The sequence below is a fragment of the Paenibacillus sp. Pae15 genome, from assembly GCF_024519685.1.
Lineage (GTDB): Bacteria > Bacillota > Bacilli > Paenibacillales > NBRC-103111 > Paenibacillus_G > Paenibacillus_G naphthalenovorans.
The window spans coordinates 199,726-212,029 of the sequence record NZ_JALJRM010000002.1 but is presented as its reverse complement, the minus strand read 5'-3'; the positions used below and the strand labels follow the sequence as shown (position 1 = coordinate 212,029).

The 12,304-nt window shown below is 52.1% G+C and carries 12 protein-coding genes; 2 read left to right on the top strand and 10 right to left on the bottom strand.

Annotation, left to right across the window (positions count from 1 at the left end; translation table 11 throughout):
- Positions 1-121 precede the first annotated feature (121 nt).
- Positions 122-1,156, bottom strand: coding sequence for a GerMN domain-containing protein (locus NR121_RS02740; RefSeq protein WP_062409278.1), 1,035 nt, complete (start codon positions 1,154-1,156; stop codon positions 122-124).
- 225 nt (positions 1,157-1,381) lie between these two features.
- Here NR121_RS02740 and NR121_RS02735 point away from each other — a divergent pair, with 225 nt between their 5' ends.
- Complete coding sequence (locus NR121_RS02735; protein WP_054818994.1) at positions 1,382-1,897, top strand: phosphatidylglycerophosphatase A family protein; 516 nt, start codon at positions 1,382-1,384, stop codon at positions 1,895-1,897.
- 76 nt (positions 1,898-1,973) lie between these two features.
- On the opposite strand, the gene NR121_RS02730 is transcribed toward NR121_RS02735, so the two are convergent.
- From NR121_RS02730 to NR121_RS02715, 4 genes are all read right to left on the bottom strand, one after another.
- Positions 1,974-2,525 carry a hypothetical protein gene (locus tag NR121_RS02730; RefSeq protein WP_054818993.1) on the bottom strand — a complete coding sequence of 184 codons (552 nt, stop codon included), beginning with the start codon at positions 2,523-2,525 and terminating at the stop codon, positions 1,974-1,976.
- Positions 2,526-2,528: 3 nt separating this feature from the next.
- Positions 2,529-3,611: a Ger(x)C family spore germination C-terminal domain-containing protein gene (locus tag NR121_RS02725; RefSeq protein ID WP_054818992.1), complete on the bottom strand. Its 1,083-nt coding sequence runs from the start codon at positions 3,609-3,611 to the stop codon at positions 2,529-2,531.
- 137 nt (positions 3,612-3,748) lie between these two features.
- A complete protein-coding gene (locus NR121_RS02720) occupies positions 3,749-4,741 on the bottom strand; it encodes an MBL fold metallo-hydrolase (protein ID WP_256830409.1) in 993 nt (330 codons plus the stop codon).
- A 1-nt stretch (position 4,742) separates the two neighbouring features.
- On the bottom strand, positions 4,743-5,480 hold the full coding sequence (locus NR121_RS02715; protein WP_054818991.1) for a class I SAM-dependent methyltransferase: 738 nt from the start codon (positions 5,478-5,480) through the stop codon (positions 4,743-4,745).
- 168 nt (positions 5,481-5,648) lie between these two features.
- Between NR121_RS02715 and NR121_RS02710 the strand changes: the two genes are divergently transcribed.
- The gene (locus NR121_RS02710) at positions 5,649-6,860 is read left to right on the top strand and encodes an ROK family protein (RefSeq protein ID WP_062409281.1); all 1,212 of its coding nucleotides are present in this window, start codon (positions 5,649-5,651) and stop codon (positions 6,858-6,860) included.
- A gap of 74 nt (positions 6,861-6,934) precedes the next feature.
- Here NR121_RS02710 and NR121_RS02705 read toward each other — a convergent pair whose 3' ends face one another.
- The 5 genes from NR121_RS02705 to NR121_RS02685 all read right to left on the bottom strand — a co-directional run bounded on the left by NR121_RS02705 (position 6,935) and on the right by NR121_RS02685 (position 12,254).
- Entirely contained in the window at positions 6,935-8,107 is a 1,173-nt protein-coding gene (locus NR121_RS02705; protein ID WP_054818990.1) for a DNA sulfur modification protein DndB, read from the bottom strand.
- Positions 8,107-9,282 carry a DNA sulfur modification protein DndB gene (locus NR121_RS02700; protein ID WP_256830407.1) on the bottom strand — a complete coding sequence of 392 codons (1,176 nt, stop codon included), beginning with the start codon at positions 9,280-9,282 and terminating at the stop codon, positions 8,107-8,109. Before NR121_RS02700 ends, NR121_RS02705 begins: the two co-directional genes overlap by 1 nt.
- Before the next feature lie 370 nt (positions 9,283-9,652).
- Entirely contained in the window at positions 9,653-10,522 is an 870-nt protein-coding gene (locus NR121_RS02695) for a YitT family protein (RefSeq protein WP_256830405.1), read from the bottom strand.
- Entirely contained in the window at positions 10,519-11,754 is a 1,236-nt protein-coding gene (locus NR121_RS02690; RefSeq protein ID WP_062409283.1) for a cation:proton antiporter, read from the bottom strand. The genes NR121_RS02695 and NR121_RS02690 overlap by 4 nt, the downstream gene beginning before the upstream one ends.
- Positions 11,755-11,756: 2 nt before the next feature.
- Positions 11,757-12,254, bottom strand: coding sequence for a cation:proton antiporter regulatory subunit (locus NR121_RS02685; RefSeq protein WP_062409284.1), 498 nt, complete (start codon positions 12,252-12,254; stop codon positions 11,757-11,759).
- Positions 12,255-12,304: the final 50 nt, after the last annotated feature.

Genomic DNA, 12,304 nt, shown 5'->3' with positions numbered 1-12,304 from the left:
CCGGAAAACCAACCGGCACCGATTTCCGTTAGGACGCCCTTGTTCATCAATAGAATTGGTTAAAATTCCCCCTTTATCGGACACCGCCGCATAAAGGGGGAAATATTCGTGAGTATAAGACTTACAATTTGATCTGATTGACCGCCTGCGGTCTGGACACCGGCTTCGCGTAGCTTTGGTTGTCCGTCGTGCTCACATCCGCTTTCCCGTTGACCAAAATTTGCACTTTGGTGGCCGCTCCCGCATTCTCCGTCAAGGAAAGCACAACGGCTCTCAACGCTTCGGCCGGAGCTTTATGATCCGGTCCGAGCATCTTGTCGGAGAAATTGACCGTGATGATATCCTCCGCTTTGCTAACCTTGAGCAGCTCCGCGCCGGGCGTCATCACGGCGCTCAAGCCTGTCTTCTCATTCGGACCGGCTATAAGCTGCTGCACAACCGCTTCAGCGACCTCGTCGGTCCGCTTGATCAATCGGGTCACCGGCACATAGTAGCTGTATTCTTCCTGATTTTGATTCAGGAAATAAAGGGTCACAGGAGTCGTCTGCCCGTATTCCACGTGTTCCGATTTCTCCAGGTTGATGCCCATCTCCCGAGTCAGCGCTTCGTCCAACGGCGTTTCGCCGACGGGCATTTCTTTCAGCGCCTTACCCTCTACGCGAATTTGCACTTTGTCCACGGTCGGAAAGCTCGTAAGCGTCCAAGTAATGCCCTCCAATATTTTCCTTTCGTCCTGCAGGTTATAATCTGTGAAGGAATTGGAGAAATCTACGATAGCGAGCTTATCTTTAATATTGATGCCTTTAATTTCGGTTCCTTTGGGCAGCAGACTCGTGAAGCCCGCCGGAAGCCGGCCTTGTGACGGCCCGCCTTCCACCATATATTCCAGAGCTCTCTTGGCCGTGCCTTCTGTCTTCTCGACCTGTATGGCAATAGGTGCGACAAAACCTTTCTCATCCTTTGCATATACCGTAATCTGCATCGGATTGGCAATGGCAGCCAAGACGGCTTTGGCCCCCGCGGCCCCGGCATCCGTCCCGGTCTGTGGAGGATCGATCGGCTGGGATTGTTCCTTTGTCGCTTCCGAGCAGCCGGAAGCCAGCAGCACCACAATGCCGGTAACGGCGGCCCACCGTGTCCATTTGTACTGTTTCATTGCTTTTCCTCCTTGATTGTCGGGGTGTTGTCCTTTTTTTACTCTATGTATACGAGACAGAGACAAGTTTATGACAATAATTTATCTGCCGCATTCGGATCTGCCTTTCTAGCTCTTAGAGCGGAAGAATCCTTGATTTTCCTGTCCTTGGAAGCCTATAATAAAAAATGTGTTTTCCCAAAAAGAAGCGAATCGCCAGATCGAAAATACGAAGGAGGCGTCCTCATGAAATACACTTTGAACAGCAAGGAAGTGGCTGAAGCCTCCCGTGAATGGCTTATGAAACGCGGGGTCCGGACTGAGGATATTGCAGAACTGACGTATTTTCTGCAAAAAGATTATTATGATAACCTGACGATGGAAGAATGCCTGTCCAGCGTGGAACAGGTGTTGTCCAAGCGGGAAGTGCAAAATGCCATTCTGACAGGCATTCAGCTGGATATCTTGTCGGAGCAGGGCAAACTGATGTCTCCCCTGCAGGAAATGATCGAGAACGATGAAGGGCTTTACGGCTGCGATGAAATCCTGGCGCTCTCCATCGTTAACGTATACGGCAGCATCGGTCTGACGAATTTCGGCTATATCGACAAGCTCAAACCGGGTATTGTAAAAGAACTTAACGATAAAAACGGCGAGCGCAAGCATACGTTTTTGGACGATATCGTCGGAGCTATCGCCGCATCGGCCAGCAGTCGGATTGCACACCGCAAACAGGAAGAAAAAGAGAAAGGAATGCGGTAATACCGCTCCGTAAAAACAAGGGCGATGCCTCTCATGGATGAGAAGCATCGCCCTCTTTGTTTACGGGTCAGGCTGTTTATTCGAGCGGCGCCAGCGTTTCGGCAATGGCTTCTATGGCTTCCGGAGCAGTGCCTTGGAGGGGCTGGATGGCGATAAACGTGTCCCCCTGCTTCAGATAGAGCGCGCGCTGTCCGTTTACCGTTAACCAGTCGGCTGTACCAATGCTTAGCTTCACTTCTTTCTCGGACTCCTGCCCCGGCGGCCTGAGCTCTTCAGGCGACTCCAGGACAGCCATATGTTTAAATTTCACCGTCATCACCTTCCCGTTGCCCTGCACTTGGTCGATCTTGTCATCGGGAACCGCTTTTTGCGGTACATAAATGGAAGCGACGCCGGTGAACTTGGCAGTATTTCGAATATTCTCCTTGTCCGCCTCCGTGTAGCTGATCGGCACAAGCTCCACCTGAGCCGCCGGCGGGTTGGCAGCCTGGTCTCCTTGATTTTGATTTTGCCCCTGCGGGGGCGTAGTCTGATCCTTCTGGCAGGCCGTTAAGGCAAACAGAGATGACGCGAGGAGCAGTACAAAGAACCATACCGTTCCCCGTTTCCACGGATATCGTGCATTCATTGTTTACGTACCTCCATGTAAATTGACGTCAACGTCCAATTTGATTTCCGCCCGAGACAGCGCTTCTCTCCATCGTTCTTGCGTCCATAAGCCGCTGTACTGCTTACGGACGGCTTCCCCCAGACGCAGCGGGTCGGTCCGAAGCTCCTGCAGAGAACGGATAAGCTCCGCCCCCTGCTGCTTCAGCCTTTCTTTCCACTGCCCGGCGGTTGACCGTCCGTCCGAAAGCGCCGATACCGTCAAAACCACCCTCAGCTTCGGCTGCTTTAAATCGCCATTGGCGGCTATATCCACCCTGCAGGAGACCTGCCGAAGCGTTGTGGATCTGCCGGCGGCGGATTCTGCCTGATCCGTCCCCGGCCAAACAAGCCGAGGCAGATCGCTGCCCCGCAAGCAGGAAAGCAGTTCGCTTTGACCGGCGGAAAGCACGGTGACAAGCTTTTGATTTTTAAACAGCAGGGCCTGAGGAGTTGTCTTCCGGCTGCCCTCGCCCGACCGGGATAACGCCTCCGCAGGCAGATAAGGCAGGACAAGGTCGTCGCCATACCGGGAATCATAGGCGCCCAGCGTGTCTAAGGCCCAGCCGCTTTGGCCGAGCAGCGCCATACCGCCTTCCGCTCCGCCGGGGCTGCGCACCCATCGCTCGGCCGAGCCTTCCACAACGGCAAGCAAGGGCTTGCGTCCTTGCCTCACACCAAGCCGCTGCAGCTGCTTGGCCCAGGATGCCGGGAAGCCGTGAGTACGCACCCAGGCTTCACCGACGGCAATAAATTGCGGAGACGCTTTTTGCTCCCACTGCCAAGCTGCGTCCGCGAAGGTGGCAAAGGATTGCGAGCGCGGCTCCGCCGCCGCATAAGTCTGCAGCTTCCCGCCCGCCAAGCGGGTGAAGTGCTCCGAAGTCGTTACGCGCAGTCCTCCCGGACCATCGTCAACTCCGGCCATCGTCAGCCGCGCCCCTTCGTACGGAAGCGGCCTCATCGATTCGTTATCAGATGCCCTGCAGCCGGTTGCCGCAACAAGGCATGCGATGACCGGAAGCAGCAGCCGGAGCGGTGCGCCTTTCGGCGGCATGCCGTCTTTTGTCATTGAGCCTTCCCCTTCCTTTGCGCATGGCAGAGAGCAAGAGCTCTGCATTTCTTACTGGTCTCATATTTCCCATTTTGCAGTAAAATATGCAGAAAGCACCGGATCTCGCTTATCGCGCCGGAACAGGCACGCTCGGCTTATTGCTGCTCATAGCGGATGATGCCGTCCCGCTCTGTACACCGCGCCGCCCCTTGTTCGCGCAGCCAGATCAGGTGCGCCACCGTCTCCGACAGAGCGAACCGGAGCTGGTGCGTGCTCAGCTTCTCTCCGAAGGCGGCGCGGCATACGTCATAAGCCGTACGCGGCTGCGTCAGGAGAACACGCATTGATTCAAGCCTCTGACGGTGATGAGCGATCAGTTCCTTCGCCCGCTGCTGCAAATGAGCGAACGGCTCCCGGTGGCCCGGAAACGCCAGGCGCACCTCGTAGCGGCTGATCAACTCCAAGCTCGCCATATAACTTGCAAGCGGGTTCTCGTCGATACCGGGCAAATAGCTGACATTAGGCGAAATTTGCGGCAGCACATGGTCGCCGCAAAACATCGTTGCCGTCTCCGCACGATAAAAGATCAGGTGCCCGGAAGCATGCCCCGGCGTATGTATAGGCTCGTAGTCGTCCTTGCCCAGCCTTACTTTTTGCGCTTCATCAATAATGGTGACTTGCGGCTGCGGCGATACGGCCTGTACGAAGCTGTCCATATTCTCCCGCACCGTCTTCTCCAGCTCCGAGGGCAGCCCGTTGGTTCGAAACAGCGCCATCAGCTTTTCCGTCATAGGCTGACCCTCGCCCCACAGGAGACGGGTTTGCTCCCAGGCCGTCCGCGACATCAAGACGGGAGCGCCGCCCGAGCGTTCCTGAAACCATCCTGCCAGGCCATAATGGTCGGGATGATGATGAGTGAGCACGATTCGCTCGATGTGGTCAAAACGAATCCCCCGTTCGGCGAGCACCGACTCCCACAGCAATTCGGCCGCTTCCGTCCGGAGGCCCGGATCGATCAATGTCCAGCCGCCGGGCCCGGGCAGCAGATAGCTGTTGACAAAGCGTAAAGGAAACGGAAGCGGAACTTTCACCTGCAGAACATCGCCGTGCTCCGTAACCGTAGTGGATAACGACAATCGACTTGACATCCTACGCTTCCCTCCTGCCTACAAAAATCATCCGTTGGGAGTCATCGGGCTCATATGGAGAAGCATCGTAGCCGCCGTACACGGCATCTGCAGCCAATCCCGCCCTGCTCAGCATCTGAAGAAAGGTTTCCCGATCAATTAGCCTCACCTGCTCATCATAAACCCGTTCTTCCCGGTTCTTTTCATCCTGCAGCACAATCGTTTTCCGGACGAACCCATCCTCGATCCGACGCCGTTCGTCGATGGTAATCCCGCCTTCCGTACGCACCGAATGCGGGACGAGGTGAGCGGCCACATAAGACGGATTCAAATAGTCGATAATGAAACGTCCTTCCGGTTTAAGCAGTCTTTGAATTTCCCTTAATACCCTTTCATTGTCAGAAGGCTCGGTAAAATAACCGAAGGACGTAAACAAATTAACAACCGCATCAAACTGCTCCGTCAAAGGCACGCTGCGCATATCTCCTTGAATCCATCGCACTTCACCCTTCCTGTCCAGCTTCTTCGCCTCTGCCAAAAGCACCTCAGAAAGGTCGACTCCCGTGACCTGAAAGCCAAAGTCATGAAGCGCCATCGAATGGCGGCCCATTCCACAGCATAAATCAAGCACTCTCGCTCCTTCCGGCAGCTCCAGCCAGTCCATCATCCGATGAACCTCTTCATAAGCCCCTTGTAAATCACGATGTTTATATACCAACAAATAATCTTGTCCAAAGCTCTTTTCAAACCACTCCGCCATCTCTCCATCGTCCCTTCCCGCATATCTCATACAGCCGATTGAATATTACAAACTACACCCTATTTTACCAGAACACGGCCGCAAAAATCACGTTATTGTTTCCGACCCGTCACGAGTATAGTATAATTATATTTTAATCAGCAATGATTCTGGCATCGGAGGAAGATCATGGAACATGATAGCCTGGAACGAAGAATTTCCGGCCGGAAAGCAAAAGATATTTTTGAACAAATACGAAAAGTGGGAACCGTATCCAAAATCGACCTCCTCGATAAGAGCGGCCTGACCGGCAGCACCCTGACCCGAACCCTTGAAGAGCTAACGGCGCAAGGGCTGATCCTGGAGGCGGGCTTTGGAGAATCGACAGGCGGCAGAAGGCCGATTCTATACACCATTAATCCCAACTATGCCTATGTGTTCGGACTGGATATATCCAGAATGTACTCCAAACTGATGCTCTTCGACCTGCAAATGAACAAGCTGGAGTCGAAAACCTGGGTGATGACCGAGAGCCTTAGTCCGGATGTACTGTTTGATGAGATTGTCTTGACGGCGCAGAAGATGATGTCCGGGCGCGGCATTTCCTCAAATAAAGTGCTTGGCATGGGTGTCGGGGCGGTAGGACCGGTCGATCGAGCCTCGGGCACCATCCTGGAACCCTTATATTTCCCTTCCGAGGGCTGGAACCAGGTGCACGTGACCGACGTTCTGGGGCAGAGGCTCGGGTTTCCCGTTCTCCTCGACAACGGGGCCAATACCGCCCTGATCGGAGAGTCCTGGTCCGACCGCGGGCGGGATTATCGGCATCTGCTGTATATTCATGTCGGCGTCGGCCTGCGCTCGGCCATGATGACGAACGGGCAGGTCGTTTACGGGGCAGTGGACATGGAAGGAGCCGTCGGGCAGATGATTATTCAAACCGACGGGACCCGGCTGTGGGATGAAGGCAATTTCGGCGCCTGGGAATCGTACGCCTCCATTCATGCGCTGGAGCGGCAGGCTCAGCGCCGGCTTAAGCAGGGGCGTGACAGCCTATTGCTCCGTATGGAGCCGGATCCGGAGAAAATCACGTTTGCTCATCTGGGACAGGCTTTGCGCGAGAATGATCCTCTAACCGTCGAATTGTTCACTCAGGCCGCCACTTATTTTGGCATCGGATTATCCAATTTGCTCAATATTCTGCATCCCGAGAAAGTCATTCTCGGCGGTGCTTTGATCGGCAGCCATCCCGGTTTTTTCCATACCGCCACTCGCGTCGCCATCCAAAGAACCTACTACTATCCGAAGTACCAGGTCGTGTTCAGCCAGGGCTCCTTGGGGGAAGATGCGCTTGCCACCGGTGCGGCAATTATGGTCATCAACAAACTGACCGGCGTTTAAGTTTACATCGCTCCGGAAACCAAAAAAGCTCCACAGAAACCTATGGGTCGCCGTGGAGCTTTTCTCATTTTCGATTATGCTGATGCTTCATCTTCATTGACCGGGTCGCCATGCATTTCCTGGAACAATTCAACCAGTTTGGCGTGTTTGCGCAGCGATTTCTCATGAATGAGGTTCAGCTTCCCATTGTCAAGCAGCCCGAAACGTTCGATCAGCTGCTCGTTTTCATGGGTCCAGTCGAAGCCTTCAAAAATGTTCAAACAGGTCGTCCAGTTTCTCACATATTTGCCGTCCGCAAACAAATAACGGTTCGCATAAAGCGCGATACTCTCCTGCATGGCACGCGAAGACGAACTGTACTGAGGCAGACCAGGCTGTTCCGGCATCAACGGAATGAGCGTGGTAAAGAACTGGTGCAAAATCTCGATATACGTGGAAGGATCCTGCTTGATCTTACGCGCCAGCTCATAAGACGGCTGCATCTTCCCGGTAAACAACATGGTGGCCGTAGAATACAACCAGCTGAACGAAGTGAAATTTTTGTTGTATGCGGTCAGGTTGGCCCTGCGTTCCACGCCCGCGCCCTTCAGGAACACGTTATGATCCACTACCTGCTGAATAACAACGTTGAGCGGGTCGATGGAGTCGAACGAATGGCCGAGCTCCTTGCTTACCAGCTGCACCTTGGAGTTAATGTCTCCAAACAGCTGCTTTTCTTCTTCTTCGCTAAGGCCGATATAAATCTGAACCGCCAGCTCGCTTTCCATAAGCTCCAGACGGCGGCGTTCCAACTGCTCTACCTGCCCTTCAAGCTGTTCCAGCTCGGCGGCAATTTCCGCATTGTCCGGCGTCTTGCGATGCTTGATCTTCAAAGCGGCAACCTTCTTTTCCAGGCTGCGGGCTTCTTTGAGCATTTGCTCGCCTACATACCCCAGCGCAAGAATACGGTGCTGTCCGTCGAGTATGCTCAGCTTGGAACCCGGGCGCAGGAACAAACCGTTATCCGCCTTAGCCAAGCTGCTGACATCCCGCAGGCTGAGTGTAACCGGGCCAAAAAACACGCGGTCAAGATCGCGTTCTTGCAAATAGTTCGCAATTTTACGGCGCTGACCGGCGCTCAGCTTCCTCTGCACCATCGGGTCGATCGTTGTATAGTTCAACAAATCCTGTACTTGAATGGCTACCGTTGCAAGTCCGAAACGATCGCAAAATGGATGGATCGTCATTTGTAGATTTAAGCCGTCCATTAGCCAACGTCCTCCTTAGTGTTATCCGTTTGGAAAACTTGTTCAGCAAGCGAGTCTTCACGAATCAGGAACATATGGTGCTCCTGATAAAAATCTTTAATATATTGGTATGCTTTCATAATGCGGGAGCGTCTGGGCAAACGGTCTTTCTCATCCCCAGTGTAAATGGCATCCCAATCGATGTGAGGCAAAATTTTAAGCGCATAGTCAAGCGCATATTTGTTAAACGTGCCGGTTTTGGTCACTTCATCATGGAAGAACATGGACAGAGCGATTTGCAGGTTCTCCGACCAGCACAATTCGCCTTTTTCCGGCGCAGGCAAATACTTCAGCAGGCTCTCAAAGTAATGGACGGCCAGCTTCATGTGCTCCTCCACCTGTTGATCCTCGAAGTAATACCCGTTGTTCCGGGCGGCTGACTTCAAACGCCCTTCAAACAAACCAATCATTATCTCGATCAGCAGGTGATAAGAGAACAGGTACTCCGGCCCTTTGCCCCGCTCGGTAAACATATCGACCGGAATTTGTTTCATCACCTCTGTCTCCAGTGCCAGACGGGAAGCAAGGACATGATAAAATCTGCGCTGCTCTCTCAAACCCGCCAAATTCCCGCCGATCTTGCGCGGGAGCTTATTGATATCCGAGAACAGCTGGCGCTCTTGACGCGCATTGATATCAAGATAAATCATCGTGGACATCGGGAACGTGTACAGCTTGCTCAGCTTCGCCGAAATCTCTTCCATACGATCGTACTCTCTGCGGTCTTTGGCCCGCGCCATAGCGCTTTGCAGCGTTTCCATCAAACGCCGGAATGCCGCCAAGCGATGCTGCCCGTCGACCACGTACAGTTTCTCGATGGCTTGAAGTCTGTACAAGCGTGAATCCGGATCATATTCACCGGCACCGCGGGCAGACAAAATAATCCCCGGAAAATAAATCCCTTGTCCGTGATCCAGATAGAGCATGATATAGTCCATCATTTTGGACAAGTTTTGCGGGACGATGGAGCGCTGAACCTCCAAATCCACTTCATAGATGGCAAAAAGCTTACTCATGGGCAATGTTGTAGAAAGCGTCGTTTGGCCGAATGTTCTGGAGACGACCCCTGGAATTTCTATATACGACGACGCCTTCTGCTCTGCCAGCAATTCCGACAGAGATGTGATGTTATCCATATCCGTTTCCTCCTTGGATACCTTGCAGTCAGGCATATAAGTATATTTTACTATAATAGGTTGATATAATTCCATTATACACCGAAAATGCCCAAAACATTCAGGTTTCCGGCAGATTACGCAGGTTTTTCACAAAAAAAACCATTTGACAACAGAAAACCCTTGGAAAAAGCGCGATCCGCGCCTTTCAACGGTCTCAGCCCGGTACTGCAAAGTTATAGTTAGGCATATAAAATTAATCGTATATTCTTTTCAAAGGGTTGTCAATTCATACGGCCTGAAAGTCATGGCTGCTTTTTGATAAAAATATGAACGTTTTCAAAAAGAAATAAATGACAAAGAGGCATCCCATGAGGGTGCCTCTTTGTCGCTAGCGTCGCGTATATTCCGCCGCTTCCGATGGTTTGATCGGAGTGAAAATCACGGAGACCTCAGGGTCCGCACTCGACAGAACCGGCTGGATCCGGGTCATAAGTTCACGCGGTATAATGAGAAACAGTTCATTCGGGGATGTGTTGGAATAAGCCGGTGAAGATACCCATACCGCTTGATCGCCGTATGCCTCGGACACCTTTTCTTTCACGGCGGATGCATGATTGGTCCTGATCCACACCATCATCAGATCAAAATGGTCCCTTAGCATGAACTGCAGCGAGCAGTAAGCCAGGAAATAAGAAATAATGGAGTACAAAGCTTGTTCCCAACCAAAGAGGAACCCGGCCAAAGCCAGAATGCCGATATGAATCAGAGTCACGAGCTCAGCGGTGGAAAGCCTCGTTTTTTTCCTTAACCATACTGCCGTTTCCCTTACTCCGTCCGTGTGCGCACCATATTTGACCATCATTCCGGTACCGATCCCGAGCATCAGTCCTCCGGCAACCGATGCAGCGAGCGGATGCTCGGTCACCGGCGGTACGGGGTGCAGCAGCAGCGTAACGAAAGTAAGCAGCAGCAGGCCGATCCAAGCCATCCAGGCGGAAATGTCCTTTCGCCTCACTCCCGTGAGAAAAACAAACGGAAGGTGAAGCAGAAAAAGAAACAACCCCATATGCATTTCGGTGATATACGCCAGCATGATCGAGAGGCCTTGAACACCGCCAGGCACGATCCAATTGGGTCTCAGAAACAGCTCCAATCCTACGGATACGAGAACGATACCGGCTGCGAACAAGCCATACCGGAGCAGCATGTGCAGGTACGGATGCCTGCCTTTATCTTTCATCTGCATTTTTATTTTCAAGATTCATCGATCTGCCGAGCAGGAGTCTTCTGCTCTTTTTTTGTATTCTCAAGCGGAATAATGCGGTTCAGCATGGTGTAGACCCACTTGGATTCTTTAGTCAGCAGCGGTCCCAGGATCGCCAGAATCAAAACATAGAGCGCAGCAAACGGCTGCAGAATCGCAAGCAATCCGCCCGCTTTGCCGATGTTCGCCATAATGATGGAAAACTCGCCACGTGACACAATCGTAAGCCCGATGTTCGCCGACGCTTTGGATGACAAGCCGGCGTATTTCCCCGCGAGCATGCCTGCAATGAAGTTTCCGATCAATGTAACGACGACGGCCGCCAGAGAGTACCACACGGCTCCGCCTAAAGTAAGCGGATCAATCGACAAGCCGAAACTGAAGAAGAACACGGCTCCGAAGAAATCCCGAAAAGGAAGGATGAGGTGCTCGATCCGCTTCATATGCTCTGTCTCCGCCAGAACCAGCCCGGTCAGCAGCGCGCCGATGGCCTCGGCAACGTGAATTGTTTCACCAATGCCTGCAATCAAAAACAAAGTGCCAAAAATCACAAGCGCGAAGAGTTCATTGGATCGAATATTTAATGCACGGTTTAAGAATGGTACGGCCTTTCGGCCAAGGATGATAAAGAAGAGCATGAATCCCAAAGCCATTAAAGCGGAAAGCAATACGCCGCCAAGCGAGGAAGCGCCGCTTAGGACAAGTCCGGAGAGGATCGAGATATAGACAGCCAGAAATACGTCTTCGAACATGATAATGCCAAGAATCATCTCGGTTTCGGGGTTAGCTGTTCTTTTTAAATCTACCAAAACCTTAGCAACAATGGCACTTGAAGAAATCGTGGTTATCCCTGCAACGACTAATATTTCCTTTACAGGAAGGGCCAGCATCCAGCCGAGCAGAAGGCCCAAAGTAAAGTTAATCGCGATGTATATCGTGCCGCCGACGGCGATGGATTTGCCTGATTTAATCAAACGGCCGACAGAGAATTCCAGTCCCAGATAAAAGAGGAGGAAAAGAACTCCGAGACGGCCCATGAATTCGATCAATGGCGCGCTCTCAATGAAGCGGAAATCGAAAAATCCGATTTTGGGGGCGTGAGGACCTACCGCCATACCGACCAAAATGTAAAACGGAATAACGGAAAAGCGCAGTTTAGCTGATAACAAGCCCGCGATAGCAATGAGTGAAATAGCAAGACCTACCTCCAGAACGATATGATCCATGCTTATTCACTCCCGCTAACCAAAATCTGTTTGAGGAGTTTTAAATGTTTCCGTTCTCCGGCAACAATCAGCATGGAATCGGCTTTAAACACGTAATCCGGACCCGGATTGATTTTCTTGCTGTGATCTTTCTCAACCACCGCAATAATGCTGGTGCCCGTCTTTTGCCTGATTTCCAACTGCCCGATGGACAGGCCGACACATTTATAGTTCGGCTCGACCTTGTACCATTCAATGGTCAAATCATCCAGTTCCACTTCAATGGTCTCCAGCGCTTTGGGCTTATAATTCATTCCGCCGATGATGCTGCCTATGATGCGTGCTTCGTCGTCGTCGAGAGTTACCATAGAAATGCTGTCATCCGGATCTTCATGTTCAAAATGATAAAGTTCTCTTCTTCCGTCGTCGTGGATAATGATGACCAGTTTGTCTCCTCCACGGGTAATAAGTTGAAATTTGCGGCCGATGCCGGGCAAATCGATTTCTCTGATATTTGGCATAATTCAATGACCTCCTGAAAGCTCACTTTGTATCCGAATCGGTTATTGTA

What these genes read in the sequence shown, in the direction of transcription:
- NR121_RS02740 (WP_062409278.1), bottom strand. Translation starts at nt 1,156, where the DNA reads ATGAAACAGTACAAATGGACACGGTGGGCCGCCGTTACCGGCATTGTG.
- NR121_RS02735 (WP_054818994.1), top strand. Translation starts at nt 1,382, where the DNA reads ATGAAATACACTTTGAACAGCAAGGAAGTGGCTGAAGCCTCCCGTGAA.
- NR121_RS02730 (WP_054818993.1), bottom strand. Translation starts at nt 2,525, where the DNA reads ATGAATGCACGATATCCGTGGAAACGGGGAACGGTATGGTTCTTTGTA.
- NR121_RS02725 (WP_054818992.1), bottom strand. Translation starts at nt 3,611, where the DNA reads ATGACAAAAGACGGCATGCCGCCGAAAGGCGCACCGCTCCGGCTGCTG.
- NR121_RS02720 (WP_256830409.1), bottom strand. Translation starts at nt 4,741, where the DNA reads ATGTCAAGTCGATTGTCGTTATCCACTACGGTTACGGAGCACGGCGAT.
- NR121_RS02715 (WP_054818991.1), bottom strand. Translation starts at nt 5,480, where the DNA reads ATGGCGGAGTGGTTTGAAAAGAGCTTTGGACAAGATTATTTGTTGGTA.
- NR121_RS02710 (WP_062409281.1), top strand. Translation starts at nt 5,649, where the DNA reads ATGGAACATGATAGCCTGGAACGAAGAATTTCCGGCCGGAAAGCAAAA.
- NR121_RS02705 (WP_054818990.1), bottom strand. Translation starts at nt 8,107, where the DNA reads ATGGACGGCTTAAATCTACAAATGACGATCCATCCATTTTGCGATCGT.
- NR121_RS02700 (WP_256830407.1), bottom strand. Translation starts at nt 9,282, where the DNA reads ATGGATAACATCACATCTCTGTCGGAATTGCTGGCAGAGCAGAAGGCG.
- NR121_RS02690 (WP_062409283.1), bottom strand. Translation starts at nt 11,754, where the DNA reads ATGGATCATATCGTTCTGGAGGTAGGTCTTGCTATTTCACTCATTGCT.
- NR121_RS02685 (WP_062409284.1), bottom strand. Translation starts at nt 12,254, where the DNA reads ATGCCAAATATCAGAGAAATCGATTTGCCCGGCATCGGCCGCAAATTT.